The sequence below is a fragment of the Vibrio sp. ArtGut-C1 genome (genome assembly GCF_002105475.1).
In the GTDB taxonomy this organism is placed as follows: Bacteria; Pseudomonadota; Gammaproteobacteria; order Enterobacterales; family Vibrionaceae; genus Vibrio; species Vibrio diabolicus.
Window position 1 is genome coordinate 200,576 of the sequence record NZ_NCTH01000002.1, and the last position, 19,520, is coordinate 220,095.

The window sequence follows — 19,520 nt, forward strand, 5'->3', positions numbered from 1 at the left end:
TTTCCGAGTTTCTTTTTACTAGTCGCGATTCGTAATGTCTTGAGTGTCAATTAACACATCTAAGATTTCTTTAAGCACTAAAGGAAGATTAGAAACAAGGAATAACAATGTTCGAAAAACCAGTTGTTAAAACGTTCCAGTACGGTAACCACACAGTTACTTTAGAAACTGGCGTTATTGCACGTCAAGCTACAGCAGCAGTTATGGTCACAATGGATGATACGTCTGTATTCGTATCTGTTGTAGGTAAAAAAGAAGCCGTTGCAGGTCAAGACTTCTTCCCACTAACGGTTAACTACCAAGAGCGCACTTACGCTGCGGGTAAAATCCCAGGCGGCTTCTTCAAGCGTGAAGGTCGTCCTTCTGAAGGCGAAACGCTAACAGCTCGTCTAATCGACCGTCCAATCCGTCCGCTATTCCCAGACGCGTTTAAAAACGAAGTTCAGGTTATCGCGACAGTAATGTCTGTAAACCCAGATGTTCAGCCAGATATCGTTACAATGATCGGTACTTCTGCTGCTCTTGCTATCTCTGGCATTCCATTCAACGGCCCTATCGGTGCGGCGCGTGTTGGTCATATCGATGGTCAGCTTGTACTTAACCCTAGCCAAACTGAACTAGAAACTTCTAAGCTTGATCTTGTTGTTGCTGGTACAGAATCAGCCGTACTGATGGTTGAATCAGAAGCGGACAACCTAACTGAAGAAGAAATGCTAGCAGCGGTTGTTTACGGTCATGATCAACAACAAGTTGCTATCAAAGCTATCAACGAATTCAAAGCAGAAGTGGCAACTCCTGCTTGGGATTGGGTAGCTCCTGAAGAAAACACAGCGCTTAAAGATAAGATTGCTGAGCTAGCAGAAGCGAAGCTTGTTGAGGCTTACAAAATCACTGAGAAGATGGCTCGTTACGACCGTATCAATGAGATCGCTGCGGAAGTAAATGAAGTTCTTCTTGCTGAAGATCCAGAAGCGGATACAAAAGAAATTCACACTATCTTCCATGATCTAGAGAAAACAGTCGTACGTCGTAGCATCATCGCGGGTAACCCTCGTATCGATGGCCGTGAAAAAGACATGGTTCGTGCACTAGATGTACGCACTGGTGTTCTTCCTCGCACACACGGTAGCGCGCTATTCACTCGTGGTGAAACTCAGGCTATCGTGACGGCAACTCTAGGTACTCAGCGTGATGCTCAAATCATTGATGAGCTAACAGGCGAGCGTAAAGATCACTTCCTACTACACTACAACTTCCCTCCATACTGTGTAGGTGAGACTGGTTTTGTAGGTTCTCCTAAGCGTCGTGAAATCGGCCACGGTAAACTGGCTAAACGTGGTATCGCAGCAGTAATGCCATCAGTAGATGAGTTCCCATACACAGTACGTGTTGTATCGGAAATCACTGAATCTAACGGTTCATCTTCAATGGCTTCTGTATGTGGTACGTCTCTTGCGCTTATGGACGCAGGTGTGCCAATCAAGTCTTCTGTTGCGGGTATCGCAATGGGCCTTGTTAAAGAAGGCGACGACTTCGTTGTTCTTTCTGACATCCTTGGTGACGAAGACCATCTAGGCGATATGGACTTTAAAGTAGCAGGTACTAACACTGGTATCACTGCTCTTCAAATGGACATCAAGATCGAAGGCATCACTAAAGAAATCATGCAAATTGCGCTTAACCAAGCTCAAGGTGCACGTAAGCACATCCTATCTGTAATGGATGAAGCAATCTCTGGTGCCCGTGAAGACATCTCTGAATTTGCTCCTCGTATTCACACGATGAAGATCAGCGCAGAGAAGATCAAAGACGTTATCGGTAAAGGTGGTGCAGTTATCCGTGCTCTAACTGAAGAGACTGGTACAACTATCGAAATCGAAGACGACGGTACTATCAAGATTGCTGCAACTGAAGGCACTGCTGCGAAAGAAGCTATCCGCCGTATCGAAGAGATCACTGCTGAAGTTGAAGTTGGCCGTATCTACACGGGTAAAGTTGCACGTCTAGCTGACTTCGGTGCATTTGTAACGGTTCTTCCAGGCAAAGATGGTCTGGTACACATTTCTCAAATCGCAGAAAAACGTGTTGAGAAAGTGTCTGACTACCTAGCTGAAGGCCAAGAAGTTCAAGTTAAAGTTCTTGAAATCGACCGCCAAGGCCGTGTACGTCTAAGCATGAAAGAAGCGGTAGAAAAGCCAGCTGAAGAAGCTGCTGCTGAAGCACCAGCTGCGAAAGACGAGTAAGACAAAATGAGACTTTCAGCCTTTTATTAGATTAAGGGCCTGAAAGCATGTTATAAAAGGGGAGCATTTTCGCTCCCCTTTTTTTGGTTTATTTCGACGCATTAACCTCAAACGAGGTTATCGCCTATATTGCATTAAGAGAAATAAATTTTGAGCGGTCCAAACAGGAGTATCAATTAGTGAAATGGTTTCAAACCGCAAGTTTATGTGTTGCTATCGCGCTGACCGGTTGTGCAAATACTTCTCAGCAATCAGCACAAAAGTGGCTATATCCACCGATGGCGGTGCCACTTCAGCCTAGCGTTCAACAAGAAGTACAAATCGCGCGTTTATCGCAGTTGCTACAACGTCCTGATCTCAGTGATGAAGTACGCGCTAAAATGCATTATGAGCGCGGTAGCTACTACGATAGCGTTGGTTTGCGTGATCTTGCCCGTTTGGACTTTAACCAGTCTTTGCAGTTGAATCCTGCTCAACCGGATATCTTCAATCTTTTGGGGGTGTATTTCACCCAAGTGGGGGAGTTTGACGCTGCTTATGAAGCGTTTGACTCGACCATAGAGTTGGCTCCGGATAATACCTATGCTGAGCGCAACCGTGCGATTGCACTATATTATGGTGGCCGAATCGATCTCGCTTTAGAAGATATGACCAAGCACTATCAAGAAATGCCAACGGATCCTTTTCGTTCATTATGGCTGTACATCATCGAAGCTGAGCAAAATCCAGAGCAAGCAAAAGCCAATCTTCAACAGCGTTATTTACGAGATCGTAGTGAAGAGTGGGGATGGGTTCTTGTTGCCATCATGCTGCGCGACGTCTCGGACGAAGACGCGCTTAAAGCCATTATGGATGGAACGAGAGAGAACTATCGCCTAGCTGAACGATTAACGGAAACGTATTTCTACCTTGGAAAGCGTAATCAGCTTGAAGGTGACATCGCAAGTGCCATCTCACTTTATAAGCTCGCGATTTCGTTCAACGTTTATGATTATGTTGAGCACCGGTATTCCTTCTTGGAACTGGCACAAATCTACGATCAATTACAGCAAGATAGATTAGCCAAGCTAAAGGCCGCTAAGAAGCAGGAAATGGAATGATTTAGAGCCGCTCGATGAGAGCGGCTTTTTTTATGATTGAACTTGATTAGTGACTCATTTAAAATAGTTAGTCTTGCTAACTAAGTGGTGGTGGCTTTTATGGCACTAGAAGAAAGCTTGATTGATTTAGAGCGTTTTTGCGCAAAAGCTTGGCGTGTTTATGCCAAAGAAGATCCGTTATCACATCTAAGCTTTAATGAGTTCGATTATTTACGTGTGATTCAGGTTTACCCTGAGGGTGTACGAATAACCGATCTTGCAGAAGAGTTGCAAGTGACTAAGCCTTCCGCATCGACAATGGTTGTTCGTTTGGAAAAAAAGGGTTTAGTGAAACGCATCGCATGTAATGAGGATGCCCGTGCTAAGCGTGTATTGCTGACAAAAGAAGTCGCAGAAAAAATGTCTTTGGAGCAGGTGGTTTACAAAGATATCTCTGAACAAATGATGCAACAATTAAATCAGCAAGAAGCTGAGCAGTTACAAGCTTTACTGAATAAAGCATTGAGCAATAAGTCATTTTAAATTAAACCAAAGGCCTCCGCTGTACGCATTAGCCTTTGGTGTTTCATTTTTCTTTTATTTAATTTAACTATTTAGTTAGTCTTGCTAATTAAATGGTTAGCTTTGCTAACTACTGGTGGCAGTCATGCAAAACTCAATTTATAGACAGTTTTGGAAATATACGATTCCAACCGTCGCAGCAATGCTCGTGAACGGTTTATATCAAATAGTTGATGGCATTTTTATTGGCCGTTATGTTGGTGCTGACGGATTAGCAGGGATCAATGTTGCGTGGCCGATCATCGGTTCCATCCTTGGTATAGGGATGATGATTGGCGTGGGGACTGGTGCGCTAACGTCGATTAAGCAAGGAGAAAACGATCATGAAGGCGCGAAGCGTATTTTAACAACCGGATTGGGGTTGTTAGCGATATTGATGCCGGTCGTTGCTACCATATTGTTCTATTTTGCCGATGAATTTATTCGCTGGCAGGGGGCGGAAGGGCGAGTGTTTGAACTCGCGCTGCAATATCTGCATATTCTGATTGTCGCGTGCGTATTTACGCTAGGCTCTATCGCGGTTCCATTTCTTTTACGCAATGACGACAGCCCGAACTTAGCAACGATGCTGATGGTCATCGGTGCTGTCATTAATATTGTATTAGACTACGTATTTATTGCTTGGTTGGGGTGGGAGTTAACCGGAGCGGCCATTGCTACAGCGCTGGCACAATTGGTGGTAACCGTGCTTGGTATTGGTTACTTCTTTACTTCAAAAGCGACCTTACGCCTTCGAATCAGTGACTTTAAGGTTCAAGTTGATGTTGTACCAAAGATTATAATGATCGGTACATCTAGCTTCTTTATGTACGCGTACGGTTCTGTGATGGTGGCAATGCACAACGCATTATTTGCTCAGTACGGAAGTGCAATGTTGATCGGGGCGTATGCTATTTTGGGATATATCGTGACGGTTTACTATCTGATTGCAGAGGGAATAGCGAACGGTATGCAACCGCTAGTGAGCTTCAACCACGGGGCGCGCAACCAGGCGAACGTCAGAAAATTACTGCAAGTCGCAATGGGGACATCTGTGCTTGGTGGTGTAGCGTTTGTGGGTTTGATGAACCTTTTCCCGTACGAGTTGGTCTCGGTGTTTAACAATGCTGATCAACAGTTGATTGATAGCACGGTGATCGGGATTCGTTTACACATGTTTGCGTTGTTCCTAGATGGCTTTTTAGTCGTGGCGGCTGCGTACTACCAATCGGTAAACAAAGGCAGCAAAGCCATGTTTGTGACACTAGGCAACATGTTGGTTCAACTGCCGTTTTTATTCGTTATGCCGAAACTGTTTGGCGTGACAGGCATTTGGCTGGCTTTCCCATTGTCCAATATTGCGCTGAGTTTAGTTGTGGTCAGTATGTTGTGGCGGGATGTGAAAAAGCTGCTAAACGAAGCTTCGGCTGAGCCAACAGTGCAAGCCTGTTAATAATGGCTGATAGAGAAAAGCGAGGTTGGGCCTCGCTTTTCTTTTTGGGGAGCTAAATGTTTTTTACTTCTAAGCCAGCTAGCTGATGCCAATAGCCATTGCATTGGCGGCTTTCGAGTTTTTCAGGGTTGTCGCCGTGCTCGTTTGAGCGAAAATGCTCTAACTCAGAAAGTGTACTCACACCGAGAGGGCTTAAGCGGACCACATCAACCAGCCCTTGCATGCTTGGTAAGTCATTGATCAGGTTATAACAATACCCTGATTGCGTTTGAATACCGTTAAGGTTAAAGACTTCTTGCCCTTCTTGGCTACTGACCTGGATTCCTGTTGGGTATTTGATACAACAGGTTTCGCAATCGTCTTTCGCTCGGTTTTCAGCTCGGGCTGTGAAACAGCGAGCGGAATACGCTAAAGGTAAATAACCGTGGCTAAATACCTCAACTTCAAACTTGTTACGAATACCCAGCTCGTCACACTGAACTAAAGTATCGTTTAACCATTCGCGAGAGAGCTCGACAGGCATGCACCAACGCATCATACCTTGCTTCAAAAATAAGTTGAGCGTGTGTGCGTTATAAGTATTGATTGCAGGACCAACGACGAAAGGCACTTTATGCTCTGATGCTAATTGAACCGCCGATACGTCATTAGCCTCAATGGCGAAGTCACCGTTATTGATGTACTTCTTCATTATGTTTACTTCACTAGGTGCTTCCAGTAGCGCCATCGTAGAGATAACGACTTGCTTGCCAGAAGCAGATAAGTCTTTGGCGATTTCCAACCAGTGGGCAGGTTTCATTTCTCTGCGTTTAGAGCAAACCGATTCACCCAGGTAAATAATGTCTGCAGAGCTTTGTTTTGCTTGTTGGTAGAAGGCTTCTACATCTTGTTTTGGCCAAAAATAGAGTAGTGGGCCAAGTGCGTATTTCATTGAGTTATCCATCTTAACCTCTACTGCCATTTACGGTGGTAAGCACCTAAGGTGGTTTGCGTTCCTTCCGACACATTTGCGAGCGTCGCATCCCATGCGGCTTCAACTTGGTAAGCTTCTGGGTTGGCTTGGTAGCGATCGATCGCGGCTCGCCATGTTCGAGTGACTTGCTCTACGTAAGCTGGGCTGCGTTGGCGCCCTTCAATTTTTACAGATGCGACATTAGCGGCAAACAGTTCTGGCAGCATCGAAAGGGTGTTCAAACTGGTTGGCTCTTCCAGAGCATGATAGCGTTTTTTCTCACCATCAATTTCTGTTTCAAAACGACCTTTACAGAGCGTAGGGTAGCCTGCGTTTTCTCCTGCGCAGTAGCGGTCAATTAGGATATTATTTAGACGAGACTCAAGGCCTTGATCAGTTTCTTGCCAACGAACGTATTTGGCAGGAGAACAGGCACCCACAGTGTTTGGGGACTCACCCGTCATGTATGATGACAAATAACAACGGCCTTCGGACATAATACAAAGGCTACCAAAAGCAAAGACTTCTAGCTCGACATCGCTAGTGATGTTGCGCGAAAGCTGCTTCACCTGATGAATCGATAAGACGCGAGGCAGCACCACACGTTTTACGTTGAAGTTTTGTTTATAAAAATCAATGGCTGCGACGTTGGTCGCTGATGCTTGCACTGAAAGGTGTAGTTCCAGATCGGGATATTTGCGAGCCGCGTACTCCAGAACTGCAATGTCTGCAACAATCAGCGCGTCCACACCCAATGCCGCTGCATTGTCTACCGCGTTCGTCCAGCGCTCAAAGCCATTGGGATGAGCGAAGGTATTCAACGCGACATGAATTTTTTTGTCGCGGTCGTGAACGTATTGCACCGCTTTTTCTAACTTTTTGCCGTTAAAGTTGAGGCCAGCAAAGTGACGGGCGTTGGTATCATCTTTGAAGCCAATGTAGACGGCATCGGCACCGCAATCAATCGCAGTTTTTAACGCAGGCAGGTTACCCGCGGGACACAAGAGTTCCATATGCTCACAATCATTGAGAATAAAAAGGTGTCCGCATTTTATGAAGAATTATGAATAGCGAAATTGACCTAAGTTAGGTTTAGCTCAATAAAGTCGATATTTACCCCTTGAGAGTAAGGATATCGAGTCGGGGTTAGTTCTTGTGACGACGATTCTGTACAAACAGCTCTTCAATTTCATGTTTTGGCTGTGGGCGATAAAAATGGAATCCTTGAATCGCATTACATTGAAGGTTAGAGAGCAAAGTAGCTTGCTGGTGGGTTTCCACCCCCTCGGCAACGACCGTCAAGTCGAGTGACTTACCCAGATTAATGATGTTTTCAATCACAGTGACCTGTTTAGGTAGCGTGTCGATATCGTTAATAAACGCGCGGTCGATTTTCAGCTCGTCGATAGGGAAGCGCGCTAAGTAGGAAAGGGAAGAGTAACCGGTACCAAAGTCATCGATAGAGAGGGCGAAGCCCAGTTTCTTAATCGCATTCAGCATTTGCAGTGTATGCTCGCTATCACTCATCACGGCACTTTCGGTTAGCTCGAAGGTAATGCAGCTTGGGTCAAGCTCGGTAGTGCGAAGTAACTTTTCCATAAAGTCGATCAGCTGTGGGTTACCAAATTGCTCGGGAGAGAGGTTGATAGCGACACGACCTGGCAGTATGCCTTGTTGTTTCCAACGTTTTACCGTATTGAAAACATCACGCATCACGACGCGTCCAAGGTGTTCGATTAACCCTGCACGCTCGGCGACAGGAATGAATGAACCTGGGCTAATGTAACCTTCGACAGGGTGTTTCCAACGAACGAGCGCTTCGGCACCGTTAATGCTGAAGTCACGCGCGTTAACCTTTGGTTGATACCACACTTCTAACCCGTTCTGCTGCAATGCTTTTTGCAGTTCGATTTCAAGCCACAAACGCATGCGCGCTTCTTTGTTCATCTGGTCGTTAAATTTGATCAGGCGATTTCGGCCACGATCTTTGGCTTCATACATCGCTGTATCAGCATTTTGTAGCAGGATTCGCGCATCTTGCCCGTCTTCAGGGTAACGAACGCTACCAATTGAGCACGCAAGGCGTTTACTGAAGTGGTGCAAGTCGAAAGGCTGGTTGATCAACGAGATAATGCGATCTGACAAAATTTCAGCCATGCGGGTATTTTCTGGTTCTGGCAGAATGACGCCAAACTCATCGCCACCCAAATGACCAATAATCGCTTGATTTGGCAGTAATCGTTTAAGACGGGCTGATACCTCTTGAATCACTTTATCGCCAATGTGGTGACCAAGTGAGTCATTAATATTTTTGAAGTTATCGATATCCAAATAGAACACCAGAAGCGGTGTTTGCTTTTTGATCAGCTGTTCCAAACGTTTGGTGAAGCCAAAGCGGTTGTACAGTTTGGTGAGCGAATCAATATGTATGTCTTCATTCGATGCAGAAGACAAATTCTTAGGTGTATCGTCAGCGTCTTGGATCAAGATGATTTGAGACTCGCTGCCTAATATCGCCGTGGAATCAGCGTGTAACTGAACTTTTCGTTCAAAGCCACATCTCGCGCTGGTTAAGCAAACAAAAGGCTTGTCAGAAATTAATGTACTCAAACGATGACTAAACACTTTCTTGCTGTTTTCATCGATGAATAAACGGCTGAGCTCTTCGCCTAGCAACTCATGGGGAGAGTTCAGTCCCAGAAGGCGTGCTGATGCAGGGTTGGCAGAGATGATAATGTCATCTTCGATAAGCAGCAGACCGTCAGGCAGTAGTTGTGTTAATTTAGCAAACTTACTTTCGGACTCCTCTAAGGAGCGTACGAGGATCTGCTTTTCTGAAGTATCCACAGCGTGAAAAACGACAAAGCGAATTTCGTTACCTTCAAAAACCGGTGACAGACTAAAGTGCAGGCTTGTTTCAAGGTCGGTTTCATCGAGGGTGATTTCGGCTTCGACATGCGTTCCTTTGAATGCACGCTGATAGTAAGGGGCCAGCTTTTTATAAAACTGCTCACCCAGTACCTGGCAATCGTTTAAGCCGATGATTTCCTCATGACTTAAACCTGCGATATCGCAGTAACGGTCACTTACCATTCGATAATTGTGTTTTTTATCAAGAATGGCAAAGAAGAAAGGGCTATTTGAGGTTAGCGTGGCAAACCAATGTTTTAATTGCTGGGAAGGCATTAGGGTATTACCGATCTCCAATGAGCCAGATTATTCGTCCGTGTATAAAAAGCGACACCCTGATAAGCCTGCGGCGGTCTACTATCAAGTCACAGTATCGCTTGCCATTAAAGGGCTCGCGGTTTTAACTTTACAGTCGACAATCACATGGATACGCTCAGATAACTATAACTTTGAAAATACGGTTGTAAAAGTGTTTATCCACCTGTTCGCATCAATAATACACGTAACTTCAAAAAAAGAAGCGTTAGTGAACAATAATCCACCAATCTAAAATAAGCACTTTATTGATACATAACAGTAATCTCATTGCCACGATTGCTTAATATAGGCAACCTAATGACAAAGTAACGGATAATGAACGTGTTAAACAAGATTCGCAGTCAACTAGTAAAGAACGCAGCTAACATTTTGCGTTCTCCAGTCCAGTTATTACCACAGCCAATTCAGCAAAAAGCATTGCTGGAGGGGCTAAAAATGGTGTTTAAAGAAGCCTTGGAAGATGGTGACTTTGAGTTCCTTGAAGACAAGTGGTTAAAAGTTGCGATTAAAGACTTGAACTTAGCATGGTACATCAGCTATCAAGACGAAAAATTAGTGGTAGCTGAAAAACCAGTTCAGGAAGATGTGAGTTTTAGTGGTAATCTAAACGACCTAGTACTGATTGCTGGTCGTAAAGAAGACCCTGACACACTGTTCTTCCAACGTCGCCTTTCAATTGAAGGCGATACTGAGCTTGGCTTAGAAGTGAAAAACTTAATGGACAGTGTCGACTTAGAGCAGTTACCGAAAGCAATGCAAGTCGCTTTGAATCAATTGGCTGATTTTGTTCAGAAAGGGGTTCAAGCGCCAGCACAACCAACCGGAGTAGCGAATGCTTATTCGAACTGAAGCCCCTGCGGACATTCTTACCATTGACCGCTTATTGAAACACGCCTTCCCGACGGAAGCTGAAGCTAAGCTTGTGATGCGTTTGCGCGAAAACAGCAAATTCACACTTTCCTTAGTCGCGTGTACAGATGAGGGAGAGGTGATAGGCCATGCTTTATTTAGCCCAGTGACCTTAAATGGTGAAGATTTGTCGTGGCAAGGGCTGGCGCCATTGGCTGTTCATGAAGATTACCGTCGCCAAGGCATCGCTGCAGAGTTGATCAAAGAAGGTTTTGATTCACTGCGTGATTTTGGCTATCCAGTGTGTGTGGTGTTGGGCGATCCTGATTATTACGCGCGCCAGGGCTTTCAATCATGCGACGAGATGGGATTCGAATGCGCTTGGGATGTTCCTAAAGGTGCATTTCGTATCGCAGAGTTGGTCGAAGGTCAATATGCCGGACGCTCCGGACGCATAGATTACGCGCCAGAGTTCTCTGAACTGTAAATGAAAGAAGCCCACTAACTCAGTGGGCTTCTTTCTTAGTTCATTGAAAACTGAGATAGGGAGATTAGGATGACTGGTCACTTTTCTTCTTACCCCAAACCTCTATTTTTGCTTTCTTACTTAGCCCTAAAACATTGAGTTTTCTGCTGCCCCAACTACTGTAAGTCATTTCAATCTGTTTTAGCTTCGCTTCTTTTGAGCCAGGAAGGCTCCATGCACGAGTCGATAATCCACTTGTTAGCACACCCATAGAGGTTAGCTTTTTCTCACTACCGTCCGTCATCAAGACTTTTAAGTCGTTAATGTCTACCGTGCCCTGCACACATTTCAGTTTAATTTTACTGAAGCTGCGATTTCGAAATAGGCTATTTGGTGTCACGGTATCCGTTTCTGTTTGGAATTTGACGGTTTTCGTTGCAATCAGCTCCCACTCATCGCTGCTATTAGCAAAAACACTCATGCTGGTGGCGGCTACCAGTGCGCAAAGCAGCAGTGTAGGTAAGAATTTCATAATGTACCTCATATGTTATACCTACGGTATGGCCATTGTCATAGGCAGAACAGTTCAATCATTCCAATGTATTGAGGTGTTCCTTGAAGTCCTTTAGGTATAATCACGATTATTTGTTAGGATTGCCCTCGTTCAAATAGGTGACGGAAAATGTCAATTAACGAGAAACAGTATTTACACGAAATGGGCATCAGCACATGGGAGCTGGTACACCCAGATAGATTGGCAGGTTACCAATCGCCAAAAATCGATTTGCAAAGTTCTTGCAAACTCCTGTTGATCTCTCCGGTATGTCCAGAGAATGAGACGGCGGTTTTGTTTGAAAACATCCTAAAGAGTATGAAGTTAACGCTTGACCAAGCGTTACATATTGAGCCAGAGCGATTTCCATTACTTGGCCAGCACGAGCTTGAGTGGGTTTGGTTTGCTGGGTGTGAAGCCGAAGTATTGCCTGACACTAAACCGCTGACATCGCCATTGTTGCAAGATGTGGATGGGAATACCCAACAAAAACGTGCACTTTGGCAACAGATTTGTTCTTACAACAATTCGAGCAAATAAGCATTAATCCCCGTTTTACTGCAATTGGTATTGCACATGAACCCCTAGGTAAATAATGACAACTAAAATCTTACCAATGTGCGCTGAGCACTTAGATCAAGTTTGGCAAATTGAGCAGCAAGCACACTCGCATCCGTGGGCAGAGTCTTTGGTACGTGATTTATCCAGCCGTGGAGCATGTCATCATGTGATGCTCGATGGCGAGATGGTGATTGGCTACTTCTATGCGCAGAATATTGTCGGTGAAGTTACGTTGCTGAATATTGCTATCGCGCCGCATCTTCAGGGTAAAGGCTATGGTCAAAAACTGTTGGATGCGTTCTTAGAACATTGTGAGCAATCAAAAGCGGAGAGTGCTTGGCTTGAGGTGCGAGAGAGTAATAAGCCTGCTATTTATATTTATGAACAAGCTGGATTCAATGAAGTTGATCGACGTCATAATTATTACCCTGCGAAAACTGGCACGGGAAAAGAAGATGCGATCATCATGAGTTATCTCTTCTTTCACTAACGTTAACGCATCCCATAAGGGAAGTCGCCCCTAAAGCGATCAGTTGCCCCTGAGGCAATAATAAGCGAGAATACCGCGCAATATTGAATCTAAAAAGCGTGTTTGCTTTTCGAGCAAGCATTCAGACATCAAAGAAGACCAGTTTCATGTCAAATACTCCTTTTCTAAGCGAAGTGTCTAAACGTAGAACGTTCGCTATTATTTCTCACCCGGATGCGGGTAAAACCACCATTACTGAAAAAGTCCTTTTATTCGGAAACGCGATTCAAAAAGCAGGTACGGTTAAAGGTCGTGGTAATGCACAGCACGCAAAATCAGACTGGATGGAAATGGAAAAGGAACGTGGTATCTCGGTAACCACGTCTGTGATGCAGTTCCCTTACAATGATTGCCTGGTAAACCTACTTGATACTCCTGGACACGAAGACTTCTCGGAAGATACATATCGTACTCTAACGGCAGTCGACTCGTGTTTGATGGTTATCGATGCTGCGAAAGGTGTCGAGGATCGTACTCGTAAGTTGATGGAAGTAACCCGTCTACGTGATACGCCAATCGTGACCTTTATGAACAAACTTGACCGTGACGTTCGTGATCCAATGGAAGTATTGGACGAAGTAGAAAACGAACTGGGCATGATGTGTGCGCCTATCACGTGGCCAATCGGCTGTGGTAAAGAGTTTAAAGGTGTGTACCACATTCACCGTGATGAAACGATTTTATACGAATCTGGTCACGGTCATGAGATTCAAGAAGTTCGAATCATCAAAGGTCTAGATAACCCAGAGCTTGATGAAAAAGTCGGTGCAGGCCTTGCGGAAAGTGTTCGAGAAGAGCTTGAGCTTGTTATGGGTGCTTGCCCTGAGTTTGATTTGGAAATGTTCTTAACAGGTGACCTGACGCCAGTTTACTTCGGTACCGCATTAGGTAACTTCGGTGTAGACCACATGCTAGACGGTCTAACAGAGTGGGCACCAGCACCGAAAACGCGTCAAGCGGTTGAGCGTGAAGTTGAAGCGACAGAAGAGAAGTTCTCTGGTTTCGTATTCAAGATCCAAGCAAACATGGACCCGAAACACCGTGACCGTATCGCATTCATGCGTATTGTATCGGGTACTTACACGCAGGGTATGAAGATGAACCACGTTCGTCTTGGCAAGCAGGTGAGTATCTCTGATGCAGTAACCTTTATGGCGGGTGACCGTTCACGCGCAGAACACGCTTACGCGGGTGATATCATTGGTCTGCATAACCACGGTACTATCCAGATTGGTGATACCTTTACTCAAGGTGAGTCACTGAAGTTCTCTGGTATTCCGAACTTCGCCCCAGAACTGTTCCGTCGTATTCGCCTGAAAGATCCACTAAAGCAGAAACAGCTACTAAAAGGCTTGGTGCAACTATCAGAAGAAGGTGCGGTACAGGTATTCCGTCCACTACAAAACAACGACCTGATCGTTGGTGCCGTTGGTGTACTTCAGTTCGATGTTGTTGTGGCTCGTTTGAAGTCTGAATATAACGTTGAAGCGATTTATGAAGGCATTAACGTTGCGACTGCGCGTTGGGTTGAGTGTGATGATGCGAAGAAACTGGATGAGTTCCAACGTAAGAACCAAGCAAATTTAGCATTGGATGGTGGTGATAACCTAACGTATATTGCGCCAACAATGGTTAACTTAAACTTGGCGAAAGAGCGTTTCCCTGATATTGATTTCCGTGCGACGCGTGAGCACTAATCAAAAAGCGGTTTGGGTTAGCTTTAACGCAAACTAGATTTTAAAACGCCCTTGGCTATAAACTTAGCCAAGGGCGTTTTTTATAAGGATGAGATATGAACTGGTTTAAACGAGGATTGAAGCGTTACGACGACTGGTGCAAGGAGATGGGGCTAACCCCTGATCAAAAACGCAGCTGCGTTCCGTATCGAAAAGATCCTGCCCATCAAAATGAAGAGAACAGTGAAGCTCTACTATTTTCTGATTCTCAGTTTGTCGGTACAGATAAAAAGTCTCAAGATGAAGCTCTTTGATACCCATTGTCACTTTGACTTTGATGTATTCCAAGGTGACTTTGCACATCAACTTCAGCTAGCTCAAACGCAAGGCGTGACAAGAATTCTGATTCCTTCAGTGGGACCTCAAAACTGGGCTCGTATTCAAACCTTGGCAGATCAACATGCCAATTTGTATTACGCCCTTGGGTTTCATCCGTATTTTCTTGAAGATAACGTCGAGCAGCACTTTGCTGAGTTGGAACATTATCTAAAACAAAATGTTCCCCAGTGCGTGGCAATAGGAGAGTGTGGGCTAGATTTTGCCATTGATGTTGACCCACAGTTGCAAGAAAAGACACTTGAAGTTCAATTTGAACTGGCTAGACGCTTCGAACTCCCAGTTATTTTACATAGCCGAAAAGCGCACAATCGCCTTATTCAAATAGTTAAAGCGGCGAAGCTCCCTCGGGGCGGTGTGCTACATGCTTTCTCTGGGAGTTATCAGCAAGCAATGGAGTGGGTCAAATTAGGTTTTTTTATCGGTGTAGGAGGAACCATCACCTACCCAAGAGCGAAGAAAACGCGCGACGCAATTCAAAAATTACCACTCAAACATCTCGTGATCGAAACAGATGCACCGGATATGCCTATACTTGGGTATCAAGGGGAGTCGAATCACCCAGCCAAACTCATTCACGTCTTTAATGAGCTCGTAGAGTTGCATAACGGCTCAAAGCAATCGATTGCCTCTCAGTTATGGAAAAATAGCAATTTTGCTTTCTCGATATGTGAATAAAATCTAAAGATGTGGTTTGAAATAGAAAACGTTTTCCTGCTTATTGTGAATTAACTCACAAAGCTGGCTGAATCAATCATGAATCTTATAGGAAAGTGTGAGGCTGGCATTACTTTAATTGATTCTGCATGAGTATAATTGCTCCCGCTTTATAGCTCCATTTTGTAACACGCCAATAAATAACTTATAAGGAAGTCATAAACTATGAGCCTGTTTATGAGCCTAATCGGTATGGTAGTGCTTCTTGCGATTGCAGTGGCATTTTCTAATAACCGAAAAGCTATCAATCTAAGAACTGTGGGTGGCGCATTCGCTATCCAATTCGCATTAGGTGCATTTGTTCTGTATGTACCTTGGGGCCGTGATCTACTAAACGGTTTCTCTTCAGGTGTTTCTAACGTTATCAACTACGGTAACGATGGTTCATCATTCCTGTTCGGTGGTCTTGTTTCTGACAAGATGTTCGAAGTATTCGGCGGCGGCGGTTTCATCTTCGCATTCCGTGTTCTTCCTACACTGATCTTCTTCTCTGCACTGATTTCAGTTCTTTACTACATTGGCGTTATGCAATGGGTTATCAAGATTCTTGGTGGCGCACTACAAAAAGCGCTGGGCACTTCACGTGCGGAATCAATGTCAGCAGCAGCAAACATTTTCGTAGGTCAAACAGAAGCACCTCTAGTTGTTCGTCCATTCGTTCCAAAAATGACTCAATCAGAGCTATTCGCGGTAATGTGTGGTGGTCTAGCTTCTGTTGCTGGTGGTGTACTAGCGGGCTACGCTTCAATGGGTGTTCCACTAGAGTACCTAGTAGCGGCATCATTTATGGCTGCACCAGGTGGCCTACTATTCGCTAAAATCCTTCACCCAGAGACTGACCAGCCTCACGAAAGTATCGAAGAAGCGATGGACGGCGGCGACGACAAACCAGTAAACGTAATCGACGCAGCAGCGGGCGGTGCGGCTTCTGGTCTACAACTTGCGCTTAACGTAGGTGCGATGCTAATCGCATTCGTTGGTCTAATCGCGCTGATCAACGGTATGCTAGGTGGCATCGGTGGTTGGTTCGGCATGCCAGAACTAACGCTAGAGCTAATCCTAGGTTACGCATTCTCTCCACTAGCATTCCTAATCGGTGTTCCATGGGCTGAAGCAGTAACTGCTGGTTCATTCATCGGTCAGAAAATCGTAGTGAACGAATTCGTTGCTTACTTGAACTTCACACCATACCTAGGTGAAAACGCTCAAGTAATCGCGGCAACTGGTGAAGTAATGTCTGAGAAGACAACAGCTATCATCTCATTCGCACTATGTGGTTTCGCGAACCTTTCTTCTATCGCGATTCTACTTGGTGGTCTAGGTAGCCTTGCACCAAACCGTCGTAGTGACATTGCTCGCATGGGTGTTAAAGCTGTTCTTGCAGGTACGTTGTCTAACCTTATGGCAGCGACAATTGCAGGCTTCTGCTTAAGCCTTGCAGCACTATAATTAGAATCGGTTCTTAATATATAGACGCCGTTTTACATCATGCCCTGTAGCAAGAGATTGCTGCGGGGCATTTTTCGTTTTTCGGGCTCTAAAATCTCACCGGGTGCCGGACTCAGTCTATGAGTTACGCAGCCGATGGAATAGGGGCTAGGAAATTTTGAGATACAAACCGTTTGCGCTCTATTTGGTGCTACAGTTTTGCGGTGAAACTCTATAATGTATTAATCACAGGATAGTGGTTAAGGTTGATACTTAATCACGTAATGAATATTACATAATCGATGGGCAAATGACTTGCCCAGCAATATCAGATCTAATAGGCGTTTTGCTGTGTGATGTGATATTAAAGACACCGCAATCATAGATTGTTGTGCCATAGGCCAAACTGGTACTGTGCGGTGACAAGGATAGCAATTGGCATATGAAATTTTCGCTGTATATGCCGAGTCTTCAGGGAACCAAGTCCGTTCATTAATAGACTGTTTAGCCATTTACTCACATTGTCTCGACTTGTTGATTATAGTTAGAGACGTGATGTAAGGCTGAGTAGTGAATTTTTTGAATATTGATCGGAGATAGAAATGAGCGATTTAAAAGCAGCAGCGCTACGTGCACTTAAACTTATGGACCTAACTACGTTGAATGACGATGACACTGATGCAAAAGTGATCTCATTATGTCATGACGCGAAAACAGCAGTAGGCAACACAGCTGCAATTTGTATTTACCCTCGCTTTATTCCTATTGCTAAGAAGACACTTCGTGAGCAAGGTACGCCAGAGGTTCGCATTGCAACAGTAACGAACTTCCCACACGGTAACGACGACATCGAAATCGCTGTTGCTGAAACAAAAGCGGCGGTTGCTTACGGTGCAGACGAAGTTGACGTTGTTTTCCCATACCGCGCGCTAATGGCGGGTGATGAGAAAGTAGGCTTCGAACTAGTTAAGCAATGTAAAGAGGCTTGTGGTGATATTCTTCTTAAAGTGATCATCGAAACGGGTGAACTAAAAGAAGAAGCACTAATCAAGAAAGCATCTCAAATCTGTATTGAAGCAGGTGCTGACTTCATTAAAACTTCAACTGGTAAAGTGCCAGTAAACGCAACACCAGAATATGCACGCATGATGCTTGAAGTGATTCGCGACATGGGTGTTGCAGAAACTGTTGGTTTCAAGCCAGCAGGTGGTGTGCGCACTGCTGAAGACGCAGCTGCATACCTAGCAATGGCTGACGAAATCCTAGGTGACAACTGGGTTGATGCCCGTCACTACCGTTTCGGTGCGTCTAGCCTGCTAACTAACCTACTAAATACATTAGAAGTGACAGACGAAACTGCTGATCCAGCAGCGTACTAATCCCAATAATATGTCTGAACGGTAGCACCTAAACGGGTGCTACCAAACCTCTTCTATCCTACTTAACCATGGCTCACTGAGAGCATGGGAGGCACTAATGTATTTACCACAAGAAATCATTCGTAAAAAACGTGACGGTGAAGTACTTACCGCAGACGAAATCAACTTCTTTATTCAAGGCGTAGCAAATAACACCGTATCTGAAGGTCAGATCGCGGCGTTTGCTATGACGATTTTCTTCAATGAAATGACCATGGATGAGCGCATCGCCCTAACGTGTGCAATGCGTGATTCGGGCATGGTTATCGACTGGAGCCACATGAACTTTGGTGGCCCAATTGTCGACAAACACTCTACCGGCGGTGTGGGTGACGTAACGTCTTTGATGCTTGGCCCTATGGTGGCAGCATGCGGCGGTTTCGTACCAATGATCTCTGGCCGTGGTCTTGGCCACACAGGCGGTACGCTAGATAAGCTTGAGTCTATTCCAGGCTACAACATCACACCAAGCAACGATGTGTTTGGGCAAGTAACTAAAGACGCTGGCGTGGCGATCATCGGTCAAACTGGTGACCTTGCTCCAGCGGATAAGCGTGTTTACGCGACTCGTGATATTACCGCAACCGTAGACAACATTTCTCTGATCACTGCTTCCATTCTTTCTAAGAAATTGGCGGCGGGTCTGGAGTCGCTAGTGATGGACGTTAAAGTCGGCTCTGGTGCATTCATGCCAACTTACGAAGCGTCTGAAGAGCTAGCGAAATCAATCGTTGCAGTAGCAAACGGTGCGGGTACTAAGACCACTGCAATCCTGACAGACATGAACCAAGTATTGGCCTCTTCGGCAGGTAATGCGGTGGAAGTTCGTGAAGCGGTTCGTTTCCTAACTGGTGAATACCGTAACCCACGCCTACTTGAAGTCACCATGGCTTCTTGTGCAGAAATGCTGGTACTTGGCAAACTGGCTGAGAACACAGAAGACGCACGTGCGAAGTTGATGGAAGCGCTAGACAACGGTAAAGCAGCAGCATGCTTCGGCAAGATGGTTGCGGGTCTTGGCGGCCCAGCAGACTTCGTAGAAAACTACGATAACTACCTAGAAAAAGCGGAAATCATCAAGCCTGTTTACGCGACGGAAACGGGCATTGTTTCAGCAATGGACACGCGTGCGATTGGCATGGCTGTCGTTGCTATGGGTGGTGGTCGCCGTGTTGCTACTGATGAAATCGACTATGCCGTAGGTTTCGACGAGTTCATCCGCTTGGGTGAAGTTGCAGATAGCGATAAACCTCTTGCCGTTATCCACGCTCGCAGTGAAGAGCAGTGGGAAGAAGCGGCAAAAGCACTGCGCAGTGCAATCAAAGTAGGTGGTGAGTACACACCAACTCCAGAGGTTTACCGCCAAATTCGTGCAGAAGATATTTAATAGAACAAGTAATTACACAAGGCC

The 19,520-nt window shown here is 45.2% G+C and carries 18 protein-coding genes; 14 read left to right on the forward strand and 4 right to left on the reverse strand.

Features of this window, described 5'->3' with window-relative positions:
• Positions 1-107 precede the first annotated feature (107 nt).
• The 4 genes from pnp to B7360_RS02645 all read left to right on the forward strand — a co-directional run bounded on the left by pnp (position 108) and on the right by B7360_RS02645 (position 5,336).
• A complete protein-coding gene (gene pnp, locus B7360_RS02630; RefSeq protein WP_005394655.1) occupies positions 108-2,243 on the forward strand; it encodes a polyribonucleotide nucleotidyltransferase in 2,136 nt (711 codons plus the stop codon).
• Positions 2,244-2,422: 179 nt separating this feature from the next.
• Positions 2,423-3,343 (forward strand): lipoprotein NlpI, encoded by a 921-nt coding sequence (gene nlpI / locus B7360_RS02635; RefSeq protein WP_005394654.1) that lies wholly within the window; start codon positions 2,423-2,425, stop codon positions 3,341-3,343.
• 99 nt (positions 3,344-3,442) lie between these two features.
• On the forward strand, positions 3,443-3,865 hold the full coding sequence (locus B7360_RS02640) for a MarR family winged helix-turn-helix transcriptional regulator (protein WP_085342672.1): 423 nt from the start codon (positions 3,443-3,445) through the stop codon (positions 3,863-3,865).
• A 124-nt stretch (positions 3,866-3,989) separates the two neighbouring features.
• A complete protein-coding gene (locus B7360_RS02645) occupies positions 3,990-5,336 on the forward strand; it encodes an MATE family efflux transporter (RefSeq protein WP_085342673.1) in 1,347 nt (448 codons plus the stop codon).
• 52 nt (positions 5,337-5,388) lie between these two features.
• Here B7360_RS02645 and B7360_RS02650 read toward each other — a convergent pair whose 3' ends face one another.
• The 3 genes from B7360_RS02650 to B7360_RS02660 all read right to left on the reverse strand — a co-directional run bounded on the left by B7360_RS02650 (position 5,389) and on the right by B7360_RS02660 (position 9,474).
• On the reverse strand, positions 5,389-6,267 hold the full coding sequence (locus tag B7360_RS02650) for a U32 family peptidase (protein WP_085342718.1): 879 nt from the start codon (positions 6,265-6,267) through the stop codon (positions 5,389-5,391).
• A 20-nt stretch (positions 6,268-6,287) separates the two neighbouring features.
• A complete protein-coding gene (locus B7360_RS02655; RefSeq protein WP_047008948.1) occupies positions 6,288-7,301 on the reverse strand; it encodes a peptidase U32 family protein in 1,014 nt (337 codons plus the stop codon).
• Positions 7,302-7,434: 133 nt separating this feature from the next.
• Positions 7,435-9,474 carry a bifunctional diguanylate cyclase/phosphodiesterase gene (locus B7360_RS02660; protein ID WP_047008947.1) on the reverse strand — a complete coding sequence of 680 codons (2,040 nt, stop codon included), beginning with the start codon at positions 9,472-9,474 and terminating at the stop codon, positions 7,435-7,437.
• Positions 9,475-9,837: 363 nt separating this feature from the next.
• On the opposite strand from B7360_RS02660, the gene B7360_RS02670 reads away from it, so the two are divergent.
• Both B7360_RS02670 and B7360_RS02675 read left to right on the forward strand, forming a co-directional pair.
• Positions 9,838-10,365 (forward strand): SCP2 domain-containing protein, encoded by a 528-nt coding sequence (locus tag B7360_RS02670; protein WP_005394645.1) that lies wholly within the window; start codon positions 9,838-9,840, stop codon positions 10,363-10,365.
• Positions 10,349-10,852, forward strand: a complete 504-nt coding sequence (locus B7360_RS02675) for a GNAT family N-acetyltransferase (RefSeq protein WP_085342674.1) — start codon at positions 10,349-10,351, stop codon at positions 10,850-10,852. Before B7360_RS02670 ends, B7360_RS02675 begins: the two co-directional genes overlap by 17 nt.
• 64 nt (positions 10,853-10,916) lie before the next feature.
• On the opposite strand, the gene B7360_RS02680 is transcribed toward B7360_RS02675, so the two are convergent.
• Positions 10,917-11,363 (reverse strand): hypothetical protein, encoded by a 447-nt coding sequence (locus tag B7360_RS02680; protein WP_053809238.1) that lies wholly within the window; start codon positions 11,361-11,363, stop codon positions 10,917-10,919.
• A gap of 150 nt (positions 11,364-11,513) precedes the next feature.
• Between B7360_RS02680 and B7360_RS02685 the strand changes: the two genes are divergently transcribed.
• The 8 genes from B7360_RS02685 (at position 11,514) to deoA (ending at position 19,496) form a co-directional block, all read left to right on the forward strand.
• Positions 11,514-11,924: a DNA polymerase III subunit psi gene (locus tag B7360_RS02685; protein ID WP_005394642.1), complete on the forward strand. Its 411-nt coding sequence runs from the start codon at positions 11,514-11,516 to the stop codon at positions 11,922-11,924.
• A 55-nt stretch (positions 11,925-11,979) separates the two neighbouring features.
• Complete coding sequence (gene rimI, locus B7360_RS02690) at positions 11,980-12,435, forward strand: ribosomal protein S18-alanine N-acetyltransferase (protein WP_005394641.1); 456 nt, start codon at positions 11,980-11,982, stop codon at positions 12,433-12,435.
• Between the two features lie 146 nt (positions 12,436-12,581).
• Positions 12,582-14,171, forward strand: coding sequence for a peptide chain release factor 3 (gene prfC, locus B7360_RS02695; RefSeq protein WP_012841453.1), 1,590 nt, complete (start codon positions 12,582-12,584; stop codon positions 14,169-14,171).
• Positions 14,172-14,266: 95 nt separating this feature from the next.
• The gene (locus B7360_RS02700) at positions 14,267-14,464 is read left to right on the forward strand and encodes a DUF5363 family protein (protein ID WP_046875042.1); all 198 of its coding nucleotides are present in this window, start codon (positions 14,267-14,269) and stop codon (positions 14,462-14,464) included.
• Positions 14,451-15,224, forward strand: a complete 774-nt coding sequence (locus B7360_RS02705) for a TatD family hydrolase (protein WP_085342675.1) — start codon at positions 14,451-14,453, stop codon at positions 15,222-15,224. The genes B7360_RS02700 and B7360_RS02705 overlap by 14 nt, the downstream gene beginning before the upstream one ends.
• Positions 15,225-15,428: 204 nt before the next feature.
• Positions 15,429-16,712, forward strand: a complete 1,284-nt coding sequence (locus tag B7360_RS02710) for a NupC/NupG family nucleoside CNT transporter (RefSeq protein ID WP_006742377.1) — start codon at positions 15,429-15,431, stop codon at positions 16,710-16,712.
• A 581-nt stretch (positions 16,713-17,293) separates the two neighbouring features.
• Positions 17,294-18,070 (forward strand): deoxyribose-phosphate aldolase, encoded by a 777-nt coding sequence (gene deoC, locus B7360_RS02715; RefSeq protein WP_006742378.1) that lies wholly within the window; start codon positions 17,294-17,296, stop codon positions 18,068-18,070.
• A 97-nt stretch (positions 18,071-18,167) separates the two neighbouring features.
• A complete protein-coding gene (gene deoA / locus B7360_RS02720) occupies positions 18,168-19,496 on the forward strand; it encodes a thymidine phosphorylase (protein WP_048625940.1) in 1,329 nt (442 codons plus the stop codon).
• Positions 19,497-19,520 lie beyond the last annotated feature (24 nt).